This is a genomic window from Litchfieldia sinesaloumensis, assembly GCF_900156865.1.
GTDB classification, from domain to species: Bacteria; Bacillota; Bacilli; order Bacillales; family Bacillaceae_L; genus Ferdinandcohnia; species Ferdinandcohnia sinesaloumensis.
The window spans coordinates 1,745,278-1,764,174 of record NZ_LT732529.1 but is presented as its reverse complement, the minus strand read 5'-3'; the positions used below and the strand labels follow the sequence as shown (position 1 = coordinate 1,764,174).

Sequence of the window (18,897 nt, the reverse complement as noted above, 5' to 3'; positions counted from 1 at the left end):
AAATATTAGGAAAAATGAAGATACGTTCCATTAGAGAGGATGAGCGTGTTGAAACTTAAATTAGAATGGACATATAAAACGCCAAAAAATCAAGTCATTACGTTATTGTCAGATGAAGTTTCTGCAGAAGAGGCACTTTTGATTGCGGATGATTTCGAGCGAACGGGACGCACAAAGGATCTTGTTTTCTATGACGAACGTCACACCAAATGGACAAAGAAAGAACTTTTAAAACTGATTAAAGAAATTGAAACCGAGCCCCAGGACATCATAGCCTATTTTGATGGTGGGTTTGATATACAAACAGGTAAGGCTGGACTAGGTGTTGCTATTTATTATACGCAAAATAAAAAATCGTATCGGGTTCGAGTCAATGAAGTGTTTGAAGAAATGGAATCAAATAATGAGGCCGAATATGCAGCATTTTGGCTCCTGTTAAATACGTTAGAGGAAATAGGAGTGCATCATTCTACGGTAACCTTTAAAGGGGACTCGCATGTAGTGTTAAAGCAGTTGTCTGGTGAGTGGCCATGTTTTGAGGAAAATCTAAACAGATGGCTTGATCGTATTGAGGCTAGAATTGAAAAATTAGGAATTCATCCAGTCTATGATCCAATTGCTCGAAAAGCAAATGCAGAAGCAGATAGACTAGCTACACAAGCTTTAGAAGGAACGATTGTTTCTAGTAAATTTGAAATAAAAGGGTAAGTAATTAAGCCTACCCATCATACTCATTAAATAGGTGATTTCTAAGGGAGTAGGAATTCGTTCGTAGGGAGTGTCGTGAACCGATAAAAACAGGAGTTGATTATTTTCATGAAACGTAAGGAACTTATATTGGAAGTTGGTGAGGTGCTTGACACTTACTGCCAAGATTGTTTTGTAAAAGAACATTTTCGTAAGGAACATGGAAAGCGCTTTGCCCAAAATTTTTGCATCAAGAACTGCACTGTAGGTCAAAAGCTTAAAGAATATGGAAAGAAATTATCATAATGTATGTAAAAAGGGCTCTTTGTATGAGAAAGAGCCCAAAGAAAAGGCTGATAAAAATCAGCCTTAGTCACATTTTATTTTTAAAATGTAGGAATTATAGCTTTACAACGTTAGATGCTTGAGGTCCGCGATTTCCTTCAACAACTTCGAAAGAAACTTCTTGACCTTCTTCTAAAGATTTGTAACCTTCGCCTTGGATAGCAGTGAAGTGTACGAATACATCGTCTCCACCTTCAACTTCGATGAAGCCAAACCCTTTTTCGTTGTTAAACCATTTAACTTTACCGTTTTGCATTATGCATTTCCTCCTAAACCTTCGGCACTACCGTGCAACGTAAAAATTTTTATCAGATAGCCACTCATTTATGTATCTTTACTATTAATATAGTATAAAAAAATACTAAACTACTTGCTAAATGATGATTTTAATATACAACCTTACTTGTGTTAAGTCAAGGGAATAAAGGGTTTTTTACGCATTCTTGGAAAAATTTTGTGCCAAAATATATAAAATGCTCGATATTTTTGTATATTCTAATAATTATTGTGGAATTTCCATTTTCTGATATAATAATAGAAACAAAGTTTTACTTTAGTGGGGAGTCTTTCATAATGAAAAACATTCAAACAAAAATCACAGTTATTCAGCCAAATGAGCTTGATATAATTATCAACAAGCTCGAAAGCGGATACATTGATGCACCATCAAAAAAGCCGAATGTCTCATTCATTAGCAGTAAACTTGAGGAAGCGATTGACCAGGTAGAGGATATTTTTTATTTTGTAAAACGACATTCCAAGTTACCGCTTACCGAAATCAAGCAAACAGTGATACCGATTATTCAAACAGCTTCAGAAATTCCACAATTTTTTCATTTGTTCTATAAGCTCCAATCAGCCGATGATTATACGTATCGACATAATATCGGAGTTGGTGTGATTGCAACATTAATTGGAAAATGGCTTTCTTTATCTGAAGAAGACCTACATGATCTAACAATTGCTGCAACTTTGCATGATATAGGTAAAACAAAAATCCCCACAGAAATATTAAATAAGCCTGGTAAGCTAACGAAGGCTGAATATGAAACGGTTAAAAAACATACGATTTATGGATATGAAATACTAAAAAACACTCAAGGAATCAACCATGAAATTAGTCTTGTAGCCCTTCAGCACCACGAAAGGGAGGATGGTAAAGGATATCCATTTAATCTACAAGGATCAAAAATAAGTTATTATTCAAAAATTGTAGCTGTCGCAGATGTTTTTCATGCGATGTCATCGAACCGAGTTTATCATGATGCAACACCATTCTATCAGGTTATTAAACAAATGAATGAGGATATGTTTGGAAAGCTTGATTCAACAATTTTAATGCCATTTTTACAGCAAATCATGAATGCATTAATCGGTCATCAGGTTTTACTTACTGATGGCAAAATTGGAGTGATTAAATTTATCAATCCTTATGATTTATTAAATCCATTAGTTGAGGTATCAGATACAATTATTGATTTATCGATCCAAAAATCAATTCAAATTGAACGAGTTTTGTCAGAATAACCATTTGACGGAGGCTACTAATATGTTCAGATACGATTATAATGGAAAAGAAATCATCATCCGATTTACATTAAATATGAAAAACAAAGAGATTAATAAGGATTACATATATCGAAAAATTATCTCCATTTGTGATAAAATGATGGATGCAAACCATGGAACATCCTTTATTATTGAAGATGATAAAGGCCGTTTGGCCGTTGGAACTGTGCAGCACAGAGAATTATCCGTTATTTCGATCCATCATATCATCGATCACACACAAATGTACATTGACAGAATCGAAGCTAAAAAACCATCATAGATGGTTTTTGGCTCCTCTTACTTTCCACAATCGTAACCCCAGATTCTTCTACAAAATTCTACCTTACTATACATATGAAAGTTTTGATAAAATGAATCTAGTAATGCGTGTTCAAACAGGAGGATAAAAAGGACCCGTCGGGGTTTAGTCGAAGTCCCTAAACCGATGTGTCATTTTTACCGACTTTTGAACATCCTTTAGTAGTGTAATTGAAAAGAGGATTAATATGAAGGTTATAATCGCAGAAAAACCGGATCAAGCGATGAAGCTTGCCGCACCTTTTAAGAGTAAGAAATCTCAAGGATATATTGAGGTTGCGCCCCATTCACTATTTCCTAAAGGAGCCTATTTCACCTGGGCAGTTGGCCATATATGTGAGTTACTACCCCCAGAAGAATACAATCCTTCCTGGAAAAAATGGAGAATTGATACTCTCCCCATTATTCCTGAGCATTTCTCATATCGTGTCATGAGATCAAAATCAAAACAATATACCATTATAAAAAATCTTCTTCGAAAACCAGAGGTGACCGAAATCATTCATGCCGGAGATGCTGGACGAGAAGGTGAATTGATCATCCGAAATATTATTGAGATAACTAAGGTATCTAAACCTATAAAAAGACTTTGGATCTCTTCGCTGACTGAAAAGGCAGTAAAAGAAGGTTTTCAAAATTTACTATTTGAGCAGGACACCAGAAATCTCTATTATGAAGCAAAGGCTCGTGCATGTGCAGATTGGATCGTGGGCATGAATGCTTCAAGAGTATATACATTATTACTGAAGGAAAAAGGAGTATCTGACGTATTTTCTGCAGGTAGGGTACAAACCCCGACCCTAGCCCTTATTGTAAAACGCGAGAAAGAAATCGCGAATTTCAAATCGCAAGCTTTTTGGGAAGTGTTTGCTAACTTCGAAATGAATGGCAAGCAATATGAAGGGAAATGGATGAAGGATAATGAATCTCGACTTTCATCAAAAGAAATGGCGGAAAAAATTGCTGCTTTCTGTAAGGACAAGCCTGCTGAAGTTGTGGAGGTAGAAACAGAAAGGAAGGAATATCAGCCCCCGTTATTATTTAATTTATCTAGTCTTCAGGCAACTGCAAACAAAGCTTATAAATTTTCGCCGAAAAAGACATTAGATGTTGCCCAGAGTCTGTATACAAAAGGGATTATTTCCTATCCACGTTCAGATTCAAGCTATATCACAAAAGGGGAAGCACAAACCATTCCAGAAATTTTCTCGAAACTAGAAAAATGGGATGAGTACAAAGGCTATTTTCCAACCCCAGTAGCTTCAATTCTCAATAATTCCCGATATGTGAATGAAAAGAAGGTTACTGATCACTATGCGATCATCCCGACCGACCAAGTTCCTAACCCTGCAAAACTATCGGGTGATGAGCAGAAAATTTACGACCTCATTGTAAAAAGGTTGATAGCAGCCCATTACAAACCAGCTATCTTTGACTATACAACCGTTAAGACCTTGGTAGATGGTCGCGCTGAATTCATTACAAAGGGCAAGGTGAAGCTTCAGGATGGGTGGAGAAAGGTACTCTTTCAAGAGGATTCCAAGGATGATGATGTCATTTTGCCACCACTTGAAAAAGCGGAAGCTGGAATTGTCGAAAAGAGCTTTACAAAAGAGGGGAAAACACAGCCACCGAAACGCTACACAGAAGGGCAACTAATTACCTTAATGAAAACTGCCGGTAAGCATATTGATAATGACGAACTTGAGAAGGTACTTGCAAAAACCGAAGGACTAGGTACAGAAGCCACCAGAGCTGGAATCATTACGATGCTTAAAGACCGGAATTATATTAAGGTTGAAAAAAACCAGGTGTTTGCAACTGAAAAAGGGATACTTTTAATTGATGTAATTGGGGATAGAATCTTAGCGTCACCTGAAATGACAGCTAAGTGGGAACAGCGCCTACATGAGATTGGTAAAGGACAAGCAGCTCCAGCTTCGTTTATGATGCAGACAAAAAAGCTGTCCCAAAAAATCGTTGATGATGCGAAAGAACAAAGCGGAGTATGGGATCTGTCACATGTTAACATCGAAACTATTAGTTCGCAAAAAAGCTCATACAATAAAAAAGAGATTGGAACTGTTGTAGGAACTTGTAAAAAGTGTGGTGGAGATGTCATTAATAAAGGCAAATTTTATGGATGTGCAAACTATAAAAAGAATAACTGTCAATTTACGATTTCAGGGAGAATTCTAGGAAAGACAATCTCGAAAACAAATGTACAAAAGCTGCTCTCAGCGAATAAGACTAATTTAATAAAAGGCTTTAAAAAAGCAAATAAAACGTTTGATGCGTACCTTATTTTGAATGAGCAAACAGGGAAAATAGAGTTTGAATTTCCAGCTAAGGTGGCAAAAGAAAGTTAATCTGTAAGGAAGAAAAGTCTCTTTTCTTCCTTTTTTAAATTTTGGAAAAATATTATTGAATCTAAAACAACTAAACTATATAATAAAATAAATACTGATACGTACACGTACTAAAGGAATGGATGGGTTTACTTGTTATTTGTTACTGAAATGCCAATAGAGGCGCGAGAGAAACTTTTATTTGCTGGACTACAGCTATTTACAGAAGCGGGATACCAGAAGACATCAGTGCTTGAGATTGTGGAAATGGCACGTGTCTCGAAGACAACCTTTTATCAGCATTTTAAAAGTAAAGAGGATATAATGGTTGCCTTGTTTGAACAGGTTGGTAATGAGATGACAGAAGAAGTTAAACATGCGATTTCTCAGGAAGAACGAATGGCATATAAAGCGTTTGCTGGAATTAATCGCTACATTCAAATCTGTTTTGAAAATAAGAATGTTGCGCAAATATTATTGGTTGAATCAGTTGGTGTATCTAGAAATGTAGAATTAGTAAGACAGAAATCACATCAAGTATTTGCAAAACTCATTCTTCAAACGGTTGAAACAGGGCTTCCTACTACTGTTACACAAAAAGAAATGAAGATTGTGGCTCAAGCAATGGTTGGGGCGATTAATGAAGTAATCATGCAAATGTTTTTTGATCATAATGATGAAAAACTCAACTTCGAAGACATATCTCGATTGCTTAACCGGATTGTTATTTCTGCATTCGTAAGTCTTGGAATGCAGGAATAAGTTTTTTTGTAAGGTGGATACGAATGCGTACTCGTTTTTTTTCTAGTTTTTTACTAGATTTATATAATTAAAGGAGGATGGCAACATGACAAATAGTATTGAGAGCTACACGTTATCTGAAATGATGCAAAAAATTGAAGAGGTAATTAACCAAAACCCTACCCCAATACAAGGTTTGGATGTAATCTATCAGTTTTCAATTACAGGAGATGAAGAAGGCACTTATCAACTTAAATTAGCTGAAGGTCAGGCGAAGGTGTCGGAGGGTAGTGAAGGTGCAACTTGTACTCTGGTCTTATCCCTCGCAAACTTTAGACAGTTTTTGCTAGGGAAACTTAATGGTACTGCTGCTTTCATGACTGGAAAGCTTAAAATAAAGGGGGATATTGGTAAGGCCATTAAATTAGAAGGACTTTTACGTGAATATAATTTAAAAGAACACTTGTAAAAATGAAAGTAGGTCTAGTGGATACCCACTAGGCTTTTTGTTATCGATGTGAATCTTTGTCGTATTGTTTCCTGCTTGTTATAATGATTGGTAGATTGAGGAGAGGGTGAATATGAATGGTTGGTTCAAAGTGGCACGAAGAGGCGCAAAAACAATGGGATAGTCGAGCAGATTTTTGGAGTAAACAAAGCCAAGTAATGTGGAACTCGGGAAGCCGTTCCACCATTATACCGTTGTTTTCGAAGTACATAAAGGACAATTCTCATATTTTAGATGCAGGTTGTGGAGATGGGTACGGAGCCTACTTACTTGCTGAACTTGGCCATCATGTGGTAGGTGCCGATTTATCTGTTGAGATGATTGAAAAAGCAACTGCAAGAAATGATTCCGAGAATCTTTCATTTATTCAAGGTGATTTGACCGCTCTCCCGTTTGAGGACGAGGCCTTTTCTGGAATCATGGCAATTAACTCCATCGAGTGGACAGAAGTACCGTTACAGGCAATCAGTGAAATGAAAAGAGTAATGAAACCGAACGGAATTTTATGTGTTGGTATTTTAGGGCCAACGGCTGGCCCACGTCAACATGCATATCGACGTTTATACGGAGATACTGTTATTCAGAATACGATGATGCCCTGGGAGTTTGAGCAGCTAGTTACGGAAAATGGCTGGAGTCTACTAGATGGTCAACCAGTATACAAAGATTCTGTAAATGTAGCAACAACAAAAGGACTGCCGAAGGAACTAAAACAAGCATTATCGTTTATGTGGGTGTTTATTTTAAAGAAGGATTGAGAGTAGTAAGACGCTTGGTTCTGAAGCTGAAGTGAATTCAATTTATTCTGGGATGTGTAACCGAAAAGTTCGCCTTAGTTTGCGGAGGATAACGGAAGCTGGTGTTGCGTGCCCAGTTGACTCACCAAGAATAGCCAACTGCTGCGAAACCAAATAGCACACAAATAGCTAAAGAAGTGTAACGAAAAAGGTATCCCGAGTGCGAGATACCTTTTTTCTATTCCCAATCATAAGGAGTTTCTTGATACACATAATAATTGAGCCAGTTGGCGAACAGCAGGTAAGAGTGTGAGCGCCAGCTATGTACAGGTGCATTTGTGGGATCATCCTTTGGAAAATAATTAACAGGCAAGATATGATTCCCTTTTGCTAGGTCTCTTTCATATTCCTCTTTTAAAGTGTTGACATCATATTCAGGATGGCCTGTTAGGAATATGTGTTTTCCATCATTTGATGCAACAAGACATACGCCAGCATCATCTGAAACAGATAAAAGAGTTAAACCTTCAGCTTTTTCAATTTCTTCAAGTGCGACATCTGTAAATCTAGAATGCGGGACAAAATACATATCATCAAATCCACGAACAAGCTTAAATTCCTTATTAAGCAAGCGATGGTGAAAGACACCCGTACATTTTTCAGGAAGTGGATGCTTATTCACACCAAAGTGATAGTATAGTCCGGCTTGTGCGCCCCAACAAATATGTAAGGTCGATGTTACATTTGTTTTCGTCCATTCCATGATTTCCTTAAGTTCTTCCCAATAATTGACATCCTCAAATTCAAGATGCTCAATTGGTGCGCCAGTAATAATCATACCGTCATACTTTTTGTGCTTGATCTCAGAAAAGGTTGTATAAAATTTCTCTAGGTGATTTCTTCCAGTGTTTTTTGAGACATGCGTTTCTGGGAATAAGAAAGTAATATTCAGCTGCAATGGGGAATTTCCAAGTAGTCTAAGGAGCTGTGTCTCTGTACGTTCTTTTTCAGGCATTATGTTTAAAATCACTATATTAAGTGGACGAATATCTTGGCTATAAGCACGGTCCTCATCCATCACAAATATGTTTTCAGATTCTAACACTTCTTTAGCTGGCAAATCATGAGGTATATTAATTGGCAATCCTATCATCCCCCGTTTCATCATTATACAAATTTTACAACAATTCACTCATGATAATCAATTAAAATATCTTTAACGATTTTTAGTGATAAAGGAGGGGGTGAAATAAAGAAGTTTTCCCTTTTAACCAGTGTATCAGTTAGGGTAAGATAGAGGTGGTAGGGAATTTTTTTACTAATTGAATCTTGGGGGAAATGTGCATGGAATTATCAACGAAGTATAAGTCTGATATTGAAATTGCTCAAGAAGCTGTTGTAAAGCCCATCAAGGAGATTGTCGAGCAACTTAATTTACTTGATGAAGAAGTAGAACCCTTTGGTCATCACAAAGCAAAAATTTCCTTGGACGTGATGAAGCGTCTTGAAAAAAAGAAAGACGGAAAGGTCATTCTCGTCACATCGATTAATCCAACACCAGCAGGTGAAGGGAAGTCCACGGTTACAGTTGGGCTTGGACAAGGATTAGCAAAGCTTGGAAAGAAAGCTATGATTGCGATGAGAGAGCCATCTCTTGGACCTACAATGGGTATTAAAGGTGGAGCAACTGGTGGAGGATATTCACAGGTGATTCCAATGGAGGAAATCAATCTTCATTTCACAGGAGATTTTCACGCAATCACGACTGCAAATAATACATTGTCTGCCTTAATCGATAACCACATCCATCAAGGAAATGAACTTCAAATCGATGTAAGACGTGTAACTTGGAAGCGGGTTGTTGATTTGAATGACCGCGCGTTACGAAATGTAATAGTTGGACTTGGTGGACCAACACAAGGAGTTCCACGTGAGGATGGTTTTGACATTACCGTGGCTTCTGAAATTATGGCGATTTTTTGTTTGGCGACGGACATACATGATCTAAAAAAGAGACTATCAAAGATTGTGGTTGCTTATAATATACATAAAGAACCTGTCACAGCGAGTGATCTTGGGGCAGAGGGTGCACTTACCCTTCTATTGAAGGATGCGTTAAAGCCTAATTTAGTTCAAACTCTTGAACATACACCGGCCCTAATTCATGGTGGACCGTTTGCGAATATAGCACATGGCTGTAATAGTGTGATTGCTACGAAAATGGCGGCGAAATTAGCGGATTATGTTCTAACTGAAGGTGGTTTCGGTGCAGATTTAGGTGCTGAAAAATTCCTAGACATAAAAGCAAGATATGCAAATATAAAGCCTGAAGCAGTTGTGATTGTTGCAACCAATCGTGCTTTAAAGATGCACGGTGGGGTTGCAAAGGAAAACCTAACTAAAGAAAATGTGGAAGCACTGGAGAAGGGTTTGGAAAATCTGCAAAAGCATATTGAAACCGTTCAGGCTTTTGGATTGCCTTTTGTTGTGGCAATCAACCGCTTTGTAACTGATACAAAAAAAGAAGTGGAAAAGATTCAATCCTGGTGTGCAGAGCATTCATACCCAGTCGCTCTAACTGAAGTTTGGGAAAAGGGTGGCGAAGGTGGAAAAGAGCTTGCGAAAAAGGTTCTCGATGTCATTGAAACAGGTGAAAATCATTTTGCACCAATATATAAATTATCAGCTCCAATTGAAGAAAAGGTAAAGACGATCGCAAAAACCGTTTATGGAGCAAAGGATGTTGAGTTTTCTAGTAAAGCGAAAAGGCAAATACGCGATTTCGAAAAATTCGGTTGGGACGATCTCCCAATCTGTATGGCGAAAACGCAATACTCGCTTTCAGACGATCCAACTTTACTTGGAAGACCTACAGATTTCACCATTACGATTCGCGAGTTTAGACCATCAATCGGTGCTGGTTTTATCGTTGCTCTAACTGGTGATGTTATGACTATGCCAGGACTGCCGAAAAAGCCATCTGCACTTAAAATGGATGTCAATGAAGAAGGAAAGGCAGTCGGCCTATTTTAATGGAGTTTGAAGGGGGCTTGGCCCCCTTTTATGATAAGGAAGGTATTTGTATGTTTCATCCAACTGTGTTTGATAACCTCAAGGTTGTAATTGAAGGGGCTTTATATGATTTAGATTTAGAAGGACCTCTTCTAATTATAAATCGCCAGGATCTAGTGGAGATGGCGAGACTAGGTAGGAATTACCGCATTATCTTTAAGGATAAATCCATCGACAACATTCAAGCCTATATTGATTTAAGAATTGACCTTGATAATCTGCTTACAGATTTAAGACGCCCTGATACACAAAGTCCGGGGTGTCGCTTAGAAATTGGATTTATTTTTAAAATGGATTCATTAGATGTTTGTCCTAAACTTGAAGCAGTGTTATCTGCAATCTGGGGTGATACACGGGACATTCAACAAGAAATTTCATTTCAACATGGTGTGAATGAATATACGAACAATAGTAAAATTATTTTTCACCGGTTAATTTATGAAGACAATATCGATGATTTACTTGAAATGATTGACTACATGATCGATTCAATCCATCAATTACATAAAGCAATTAGCTGAGGGCAGAGATGCCTTTTTTTTATAGAAAAAGGGCTGAATTATCAGATAATTTTAATGATAATTATGATATAGTAATAATATATATCATAAAATAGTATTAGTTGTGTAGATAAGGGGGCGAATGAATGGGGAAAATAGCATGGGTAACAGATAGTACGGGATTTTTAGACGACGAACTCTTAAATCATGAGGATATTTATGTAATCCCGATGACTGTCTTTTTTGATGATGAGGAGTACCTTGATGGAGTCACGATCACACCGGCTCAGTTCTTTGAAAGGTTAGAAACGACGAAGACAATTCCAAAAACCTCACAACCTTCCATTGGAAGCTTTGTAGAATTATATAATAGCCTTGAAGATAATTATGATGAAATTATTTCGGTTCATATCTCTGAAAAATTAAGTGGGACTGTTTCGTCTGCAAGACAAGCAGCCGAATTGGTCAATATTCCAGTAACAGTAATTGATTCAAAAATTCTAACCTATCCGATGACAAAACTAATGAAGGAAGGTATGAAACTCATCCAGGAGGGTGGTACATCTGCTGATGTTCAAAATCATATTACAGATTTATCCGAGAAACTAGAAACATACGTAATCATCGGAAGTTTAGAACAACTACATCGAAGTGGGCGAATGAACACTGCTCAATATTTTCTCGGTAGTATGCTGCAAATTAAACCAGTCATACAGATCCTCGATGGGGCACTTTCTGTTAAAGAAAAGGTTCGTTCTGAAAATAAAGCTACAAATAAAATATTAGGTTACCTAAAGGATGCGATTGAAAAAAATAATATTGAAGAAGTCCATATTTTATATGGCTTGGACGATTCAAAAACAAAAGAATGGGAACAGGAGATTAGAAAGTTTGCTCCTGAAACCATTTCAATCAAGACTTGTCCTCTTGGTGTGGCGATTGGCGTCCATGCGGGTAAAAACACCATCGGGATTAGCTGGTTGAATAGATAAGTTTGTCATCCTATTATTTAACAAGCACATATTGTATTTCGTTGTGAGATATATGGGCAATGGCTTCGATTTTGTACCCGATACTTAAAAATTGGGAAATGGTTTCGGCACAGTTTGGATGTGGTGGTTCTGTAGGGGCATGAAGACTTTTATGAAGTTGTAAAAATTTATTTGTAACAGGATTACAAGTAACAAGTACTACGTGACGACCATACCAAGCCGTTCCGATTTCACGATTTCGACCACCTGGATGATACATAATCGTATACCACCTTTCAAATGAGCCAGAATAATTCTGGCTTATTTTATTTTTATAATTCAGTCGCCATCGTCCTTAAGTCGATACTCTGGAAAGCCTTCTGGCAGTGTTTGTCTTATACTTGTCGGGAACTGACGGACGCATTGCACTTTTTTTATTTTATGCAAATCATTCAGCTCGCGCCACAGTTCAGTTACAGCTTTAATATGGTACAATGGAAACGAAATGAATGTCAGTGGAGGATAACATGGAGTTACAAAAATGGATTGAAGATACTACAAACTTTGTGAAAAATATTTTATCGTCTGATAGCAGTGGCCATGATTGGTGGCATATCGAACGTGTTAGAAAAGCAGCCATTGAAATTGGTGAAAGAGAAAATGCAAATATATTCGTTGTTGAAATGGCAGCATTATTACATGATGTAGCTGATGAAAAATTAAATGAATCAGAAGAAGAAGGTCTAAAGAAGGTGAGAGATTGGTTGTCATCCTTACAATTACCTTATCCTCAACAAGTGGAAATCATCGAGATCATCTCAACAATGTCCTTTAAGGGGGGGAATCGACCTCCAATGAAAACAATTGAAGGCAAGGTTGTTCAGGATGCTGACCGATTAGATGCGATTGGTGCAATTGGCATTGCAAGAACCTTTGCCTATGCGGGAGCCCATGGGGATTTAATCTATGATCCTCATCTTCCGTACAGGGAAGTTCTAACAAAAGAAGAATATCGCAATGGTAAATCGACAGCGATTAATCATTTTTATGAAAAATTACTTAAATTAAAAGATACCCTAAATACAGATGCAGCAAAAGAAGTAGCACAAAAACGCCATGATTTTATGGTAGGCTTTCTGGAGCAATTTTATAAAGAATGGAATGGACAGTTATGAGGCTATTAACCGTAGAAAATGTAGCAAAAAGCTATGCTGAAAAAGCGTTATTTGAAGGCATTTCTTTTAGTATTACCGATAATGAGCGAATAGGAATAATCGGTGTAAATGGAACTGGAAAATCTACATTATTAAAAATTATTGCCGGTGTAGAGGAGCCAGACCAAGGCGAGATTACTCATTCCAAAGGGTATACAATTGGCTATTTACCACAGCAACCTGATTTTACAGATGGAAACACCGTCCTAGATCAAGTTTTCCAAGGCAACTCACCTCTTCTTCGCTTGTTGAAAGAATACGAGGCTGCGATGATTCAGATTGAAAAAGACCCGATGAATACAAAGAATCAGGAAAAGCTGTATGACCTTCAACAAAAAATGGATGCAGCCAATGCATGGGAAGCAAATTCGAATGCGAAAGCTGTGTTGTCTAAGCTTGGGATATCTGATTTTGCTCAAGATGTAATGGAATTGTCAGGTGGACAAAAGAAACGTGTAGCTCTTGCACAGAGCTTAATTGAAGTTCCAGACTTACTGATATTGGACGAGCCAACGAACCATTTAGATTACGCTACAATCAAGTGGCTTGAGGATTACCTAGCAAAATACAATGGTGCTTTGCTTGTCGTAACCCATGACCGATACTTTTTAGACCGAGTTACGAACCGCATTGTTGAACTTGACGAAGGAAATCTGTACAGCTATACCGGAAATTATAGTAGCTTTCTAGAAGCAAAAGCACTTCGAATGGAACAAGAGCAGGCTTCAGAACTGAAGCGCCAAAACTTATATAGACGAGAACTTGCTTGGATTCGTCGCGGCGCAAAGGCAAGAACAACCAAGCAAAAAGCTAGGATACAACGATTTGAAGAAATCGAGAATGGACAAAAGACGATAAATACAGAAACACTCGACATTTCTGTTGGTGGTAGTAGGCTTGGTAAAAAAGTCATCGAATTAAAGAATATCTCTAAAAGCTTTGGGGACACGAAAATTCTAGAGGATGTCGACTTGCTGATTAAACCAGGGGATCGAATCGGAATTGTCGGTCGAAATGGTAGTGGTAAATCAACATTGTTAAATATCATTGCGGGAAAAATGTCTGCAGATGCCGGTGAAATTGAGATTGGTCAAACAGTTAAATTAGCTTATTATACACAGGAAAGCATGGATATGGACGTTAATAAGCGAATGATTGAGTACATTAAAGAGACCGCTGAAATGATTCATACTCTCGATGGTAAGATGATATCGGCAGCACAAATGCTTGAACGCTTCTTATTTCCTATGCACACTCATGGTACACCGATCCGTAAGCTTTCTGGTGGGGAAAGAAGACGATTGTACCTATTGAAAATCATAATGGGTGAGCCGAACGTTCTTTTACTGGATGAACCGACGAATGATTTGGATACTCAGACATTAACTGTGTTGGAAGATTATTTGGAGGAATTCCCGGGAGTAGTGATTACAGTTTCTCATGATCGTTATTTCTTAGATAAGGTTACCGATCAGCTGTTGATTTTTGAAGAGGGGCATAAAATCACGACTTACTTTGGTGATTATTCGGACTATCTCGAAAAAAGTACGTCACAGCCATCAGCAGTCGTGCAAAAGGTTAAAGTCGAAAAGACTTCTAATCAAGAGGAATCAAAACCAAAGAAAAAGAAACTATCTTATAAGGATCAGCTTGAGTGGGATGAAATTGAGGGTAAGATTGAGGCCCAAGAAGCAAAAGTTGCAGCCTTAGTAAAAGAGATTGAGGCAGCAGGAAGTGATTATCAAAAAGCCCAACAAGCAATGGATGATCATGAAAAAGAATCTGAGGTTCTTGACCAATTACTTGAACGTTGGGCCGAACTATCAGAACTTGTATCTGACTAATACACATTATTATCATACATTGGGCTCGGTTTAATGCCGAGCCCTCTTTCTTTGGTTCATTACCTTATTAAAATCTTTTCGCACCGAGATATCGTGATTGCCAGTAGTTAATGGTCATATCACCAATGCTAATGCCATCTGATGAATCGGCATGAATAAATTTGTTATTTCCTAAATAGATTCCTGCATGAGATGGTCCAGGTTTATACGTTTGAAAAAAGACAATATCACCAACACTTGGTACTGATACATTTGCACCCTGGCTCCAAATTCCTGGAACAGTTCGAGGGATACTAACACCTCTTTGAGCAAAAACAAATTGTAAAAAACCACTGCAATCAAATCCACTTGGTGATGTGCCACCCCATACATAGGGAACGCCAAGATAATTCTTTGCAATTGAAATTACCCCAGCATCAACAGGTGGAGCCTCAATTGTCTCGACAGTAACTTCTGCTGCTTCGTTTTCAGAATCTGATTTAGTATTTGTGTTTGTTTGTTGTAGCACTGTGTTTACGGGTGCTTTCTTGATTGTTAGACCTCTTACATTTTTATTTTTCATAATGTGATCGATGGTTTCTTCTGTCGCAAGACCATCTCCTTCTAAATTAAACTTCTTTTGGTAAGCCCTTACACTTTCTTCCGTTACTCCCTCAAATTTCCCATCAACCAAGCCTCGATAGTAATTTAATCTTGCTAATTTAGACTGTAGTTGTTTTACCTCTGGACCTTCGTTTCCTACTGTATAAAAGGAGGGTCTGGGCTCTGAAATCACCTTATTTAATTTTTCTAATGTTTCTTCACCAGCAATTCCATCAATCTTCAACTCATATAATTCTTGAAATCTCTTAATAGCTTCTTGAGTTGATACACCATAGTAACCATCAATGGTTTCATAGTAAAAATTTAACTTATGTAACTCAAATTGTAAAAAACGAACGTTGAAACCTGTGTGGCCATAACGTAATTCCTGCTTTGTATCAAATTGATAGTGTTTGTAACGTAATGGATCTAGATTTTGTTTTTCAGATGCTTCTGATGTATGGGGGGAGCCAAAGAAAAATCCAGCTGCTAGAGTTGTAACAACAATGGCCTCGCGTGTTCCATAGCGTTTTTTCATTGAAGTTCCTCCTTGTTGATTGCAAAAGCAAAGATAGTCTAGTTTTCGAATGGGTTTGTTGTTTAAAAAGGCTATGGAATAAATGTAGTACCGTATCTAAGATTAAAACATAAATTACTAGGTAAATCCTCATAACAACAAAGTGAAAACATCAAATGATAATACATGTTTATGATATTGGGGCAAGTAAGCGATTATGACATAAATTTCGTTAATTAGTACATAAGCGCTAAAAAGAGACAAGTTATAAAAAAGTAAAAGACAACACTATCTGAGAATGAACTTACTTATAAAATATTTAGTCAATCAGTGATTGGCTCTTTGCACTCTTGAAGTCTCGAAAATGGATATATGGTGATTTCGTATGCTACAATGGCGATAGAATATTCGTAGGAGAAGGAGCGGTAGCTATGAAAATTAAGTCGATTGAACCCACACCAAGTCCAAATACAATGAAAATTATCTTAGACGAGGAACTTCCTAAGGGAAAAAGTAATAATTATAAAAAAGATAATATCGATCAAGCTCCACCCCATATCAAAGAAATCATGGCAATAGAAGGTATAAAAGGTGTCTACCATGTTGCCGACTTCTTAGCGGTAGAACGAAATGCTAGATATGACTGGCAAGAGCTCTTGCCAAATGTCCGTAAAGTTTTTGGGGAAGAAGTAGACGAATCTAATAATGAAGGCCCTAAGCTTGATGAACATTTTGGGGAAGTTAAGGTATTTGTTCAAATGTATAAAGGACTTCCGATGCAGGTAAAACTCCATGACGGTGAACAAGAGTTTCGTTTTGGTTTACCAGATGTGTTCAAAGAGTCTTTATTACGCGCCCAAGAGGAATCTGGAAATGTCGTATTGGAGCGGGAATGGAAAGAACAAGGTGTTCGCTATGGCAGCCATGATGAAATTGGAAAAGAAGTTGTTGATGAACTGGCGGCAGCTTATCCGAAAGAACGTCTCGACCGAATTGTAAGCCAAATTGCAGAACAGACATCTTCAGTAACTGTGCAAAAAAGACAATCATATAAGGTTACTTTGGAGATGCTAGATGATTCTGATTGGACAAAAAGGTATGCAAGTCTAGAACAAATGGACCCAGAAGAAGAAGATATTCCCGTACTTGCGAAAGCGTTAAAGGATGAAAAAGCATCGATTCGTCGATTAGCGACTGTGTATTTAGGGATGATTGAGAAGCCGTCAGTATTACCGTATCTATATGAAGCCCTAAAGGATAAATCAGTTACAGTTCGACGAACAGCAGGGGATTGCTTGTCTGATATTGGTGACCCGGCTGCCATCAGTGCGATGTGTGAGGCATTAAAAGATTCAAGTAAGCTTGTCAGATGGCGTGCAGCAATGTTCTTATACGAGGTTGGTGATGAAACGGCACTTGACGCTCTAAAAGAGGCTGAAAATGATCCGGAATTCGAAGTGAAAATGCAAATCAAACTGGCTATTGAGCGAATTGAAGGCGGGGAAGAGGCCAAAGGTTCTGTCTGGAAACAAATGACTGAAAGTCGAAATAACTAACGCTGGTTTATCAAAACGTTTAGATAAAACTCATGTTACTGGTTTAAATTGGTTGTTGAAAATTGATTTCACTTGGTCACATATAGTATGCTTAATTTATTGAATTTATTTAGGGAGGGATTCTAATATGTCAATGGCATATGATGAATATATGAAGCAAATCGTGAAGCCGATGCGCCAGGAACTTGTTGTTTCAGGCTTTGAAGAGCTTCAAACTGAGGAAGAAGTCGTGGACTTCATGGAGAAAGTAGAAGGTACAACATTAGTTGTTGTTAATTCTGTATGTGGATGTGCTGCAGGGCTTGCAAGACCAGCGGTAACACAAGCTGTACTCAATAATGAGAAGAAGCCTGATCATCTTGTGACGGTATTTGCTGGACAAGATAAAGATGCTACTGCAAAAATGAGAGAATACTTCGAAGGCTATGAGCCATCGTCTCCATCAATGGCATTATTAAAAGGTAAAGAGGTAGTTCACTTCATACCAAGACATGAAATAGAATCAAACACTATGGAAGGTATTATGGAAAATATCACTTCCGCTTTGAATGAGCATTGTTAATTAGTTTTATATCTCCTAAAAGGATGTCTAAATGGCATCCTTTTTTGTGCAAAAGGTGACGCTATGATTGTAACAACAGCAGGACGAACAAATGAAATAATGGTGGAATTAGCAAAGGAAGTAGCTGTGGAACTTGAGATTCCATTTGTCGATAGGAAAAAACGTTCCGTATTAAGTATACAAGAACAAACCAACGAAGATATTCTGGTTGTTGGGAAGAACCGATTTGAAATTCATCCGCTGCATGGGGAGGCCCTTTTCTTTCACCCGAACTCCTCAATGTTTCGAATGAAACGAATTATGAAGGGAGAGCATGACCCTTTTGTTCAAGCATGTGGTCTTAAACAGGGTAGTACAATTTTAGATTGTACATTGGGTTTAGGTTCTGACAGTATTGTCGCAAGCTTTGTAGTAGGGGAGCCGGGAAAAGTCACCTCTATTGAGGGAAATAAGTATCTATACTATCTCTTAAAAAGTGGATTAAAAAGCTGGGATACCGGCTCTTTCGTCATGAACGAAGCAATGGCACGGATTAAAGTGAGACATGATGACTTTGAAAAATTTCTGGCAGAATGTCCTTCGAATAGTTTTGATGTTGTCTACTTCGATCCAATGTTTGAAGAAACAATCGATGAATCTGAAGGGATAAAAGGACTTCGTCATTTTGCTATTTATTCTACGTTAAGTGTTGAAACAATTGAATTAGCTAAAAAAGTCGCAAAACAGAGGGTAGTTTTAAAGGACCACTGGAAAAGTGAAACATTCGATAAGTATGGGTTTACCGTTTTCAAACGAAAAACAGCGAAATTTCATTTTGGTGTGATTAATGTAGAAGGTTCTTGAT

General features: G+C 37.7%; 20 protein-coding genes. 16 read left to right on the top strand and 4 right to left on the bottom strand.

What is annotated here, in order from left to right; all coding sequences use genetic code 11:
• Positions 1-48: 48 nt before the first annotated feature.
• Both CZ490_RS08730 and CZ490_RS08725 read left to right on the top strand, forming a co-directional pair.
• Positions 49-708 carry a ribonuclease H family protein gene (locus CZ490_RS08730; RefSeq protein WP_077618529.1) on the top strand — a complete coding sequence of 220 codons (660 nt, stop codon included), beginning with the start codon at positions 49-51 and terminating at the stop codon, positions 706-708.
• 108 nt (positions 709-816) lie between these two features.
• The gene (locus CZ490_RS08725) at positions 817-993 is read left to right on the top strand and encodes a zinc-finger domain-containing protein (protein ID WP_077618528.1); all 177 of its coding nucleotides are present in this window, start codon (positions 817-819) and stop codon (positions 991-993) included.
• A gap of 94 nt (positions 994-1,087) precedes the next feature.
• On the opposite strand, the gene cspD is transcribed toward CZ490_RS08725, so the two are convergent.
• The gene (cspD, locus tag CZ490_RS08720) at positions 1,088-1,288 is read right to left on the bottom strand and encodes a cold-shock protein CspD (RefSeq protein ID WP_077618527.1); all 201 of its coding nucleotides are present in this window, start codon (positions 1,286-1,288) and stop codon (positions 1,088-1,090) included.
• Between the two features lie 317 nt (positions 1,289-1,605).
• On the opposite strand from cspD, the gene CZ490_RS08715 reads away from it, so the two are divergent.
• The 6 genes from CZ490_RS08715 to CZ490_RS08690 all read left to right on the top strand — a co-directional run bounded on the left by CZ490_RS08715 (position 1,606) and on the right by CZ490_RS08690 (position 7,256).
• Complete coding sequence (locus tag CZ490_RS08715) at positions 1,606-2,559, top strand: HD-GYP domain-containing protein (RefSeq protein WP_077618526.1); 954 nt, start codon at positions 1,606-1,608, stop codon at positions 2,557-2,559.
• Between the two features lie 22 nt (positions 2,560-2,581).
• Entirely contained in the window at positions 2,582-2,863 is a 282-nt protein-coding gene (locus CZ490_RS08710) for a hypothetical protein (protein WP_077618525.1), read from the top strand.
• Between the two features lie 226 nt (positions 2,864-3,089).
• Positions 3,090-5,270, top strand: a complete 2,181-nt coding sequence (locus CZ490_RS08705) for a DNA topoisomerase III (RefSeq protein WP_077618524.1) — start codon at positions 3,090-3,092, stop codon at positions 5,268-5,270.
• A 150-nt stretch (positions 5,271-5,420) separates the two neighbouring features.
• Positions 5,421-6,011 (top strand): TetR/AcrR family transcriptional regulator, encoded by a 591-nt coding sequence (locus CZ490_RS08700; protein WP_142255357.1) that lies wholly within the window; start codon positions 5,421-5,423, stop codon positions 6,009-6,011.
• Positions 6,012-6,096: 85 nt separating this feature from the next.
• Complete coding sequence (locus CZ490_RS08695; protein WP_077618522.1) at positions 6,097-6,459, top strand: SCP2 sterol-binding domain-containing protein; 363 nt, start codon at positions 6,097-6,099, stop codon at positions 6,457-6,459.
• Positions 6,460-6,575: 116 nt separating this feature from the next.
• A complete protein-coding gene (locus CZ490_RS08690; protein WP_077618521.1) occupies positions 6,576-7,256 on the top strand; it encodes a class I SAM-dependent methyltransferase in 681 nt (226 codons plus the stop codon).
• Positions 7,257-7,473: 217 nt separating this feature from the next.
• Here the strand turns inward: CZ490_RS08690 and metA are convergent, their stop codons facing one another.
• Positions 7,474-8,379, bottom strand: coding sequence for a homoserine O-acetyltransferase MetA (metA, locus tag CZ490_RS08685; protein WP_077618520.1), 906 nt, complete (start codon positions 8,377-8,379; stop codon positions 7,474-7,476).
• Positions 8,380-8,579: 200 nt separating this feature from the next.
• Between metA and CZ490_RS08680 the strand changes: the two genes are divergently transcribed.
• The 3 genes from CZ490_RS08680 (at position 8,580) to CZ490_RS08670 (ending at position 11,799) form a co-directional block, all read left to right on the top strand.
• The gene (locus CZ490_RS08680) at positions 8,580-10,268 is read left to right on the top strand and encodes a formate--tetrahydrofolate ligase (protein WP_200801567.1); all 1,689 of its coding nucleotides are present in this window, start codon (positions 8,580-8,582) and stop codon (positions 10,266-10,268) included.
• Complete coding sequence (locus CZ490_RS08675) at positions 10,268-10,828, top strand: hypothetical protein (RefSeq protein WP_077618519.1); 561 nt, start codon at positions 10,268-10,270, stop codon at positions 10,826-10,828. The genes CZ490_RS08680 and CZ490_RS08675 overlap by 1 nt, the downstream gene beginning before the upstream one ends.
• Positions 10,829-10,953: 125 nt before the next feature.
• A complete protein-coding gene (locus CZ490_RS08670; RefSeq protein ID WP_077618518.1) occupies positions 10,954-11,799 on the top strand; it encodes a DegV family protein in 846 nt (281 codons plus the stop codon).
• Between the two features lie 13 nt (positions 11,800-11,812).
• On the opposite strand, the gene CZ490_RS08665 is transcribed toward CZ490_RS08670, so the two are convergent.
• The gene (locus CZ490_RS08665; RefSeq protein ID WP_077618517.1) at positions 11,813-12,058 is read right to left on the bottom strand and encodes a hypothetical protein; all 246 of its coding nucleotides are present in this window, start codon (positions 12,056-12,058) and stop codon (positions 11,813-11,815) included.
• 247 nt (positions 12,059-12,305) lie between these two features.
• On the opposite strand from CZ490_RS08665, the gene CZ490_RS08660 reads away from it, so the two are divergent.
• Both CZ490_RS08660 and CZ490_RS08655 read left to right on the top strand, forming a co-directional pair.
• Positions 12,306-12,953 carry an HD domain-containing protein gene (locus tag CZ490_RS08660; RefSeq protein WP_077618516.1) on the top strand — a complete coding sequence of 216 codons (648 nt, stop codon included), beginning with the start codon at positions 12,306-12,308 and terminating at the stop codon, positions 12,951-12,953.
• Positions 12,950-14,836 (top strand): ABC-F family ATP-binding cassette domain-containing protein, encoded by a 1,887-nt coding sequence (locus tag CZ490_RS08655; RefSeq protein ID WP_077618515.1) that lies wholly within the window; start codon positions 12,950-12,952, stop codon positions 14,834-14,836. Before CZ490_RS08660 ends, CZ490_RS08655 begins: the two co-directional genes overlap by 4 nt.
• Before the next feature lie 67 nt (positions 14,837-14,903).
• Here CZ490_RS08655 and CZ490_RS08650 read toward each other — a convergent pair whose 3' ends face one another.
• The gene (locus tag CZ490_RS08650) at positions 14,904-15,956 is read right to left on the bottom strand and encodes a C40 family peptidase (RefSeq protein WP_077618514.1); all 1,053 of its coding nucleotides are present in this window, start codon (positions 15,954-15,956) and stop codon (positions 14,904-14,906) included.
• Positions 15,957-16,366: 410 nt separating this feature from the next.
• Between CZ490_RS08650 and CZ490_RS08645 the strand changes: the two genes are divergently transcribed.
• The 3 genes from CZ490_RS08645 to CZ490_RS08635 all read left to right on the top strand — a co-directional run bounded on the left by CZ490_RS08645 (position 16,367) and on the right by CZ490_RS08635 (position 18,896).
• Entirely contained in the window at positions 16,367-17,491 is a 1,125-nt protein-coding gene (locus tag CZ490_RS08645; RefSeq protein WP_077618513.1) for a conserved virulence factor C family protein, read from the top strand.
• Positions 17,492-17,618: 127 nt separating this feature from the next.
• Positions 17,619-18,053 (top strand): BrxA/BrxB family bacilliredoxin, encoded by a 435-nt coding sequence (locus CZ490_RS08640; protein ID WP_077618512.1) that lies wholly within the window; start codon positions 17,619-17,621, stop codon positions 18,051-18,053.
• Between the two features lie 63 nt (positions 18,054-18,116).
• Positions 18,117-18,896, top strand: coding sequence for a class I SAM-dependent methyltransferase (locus tag CZ490_RS08635; protein ID WP_077618511.1), 780 nt, complete (start codon positions 18,117-18,119; stop codon positions 18,894-18,896).
• Position 18,897 lies beyond the last annotated feature (1 nt).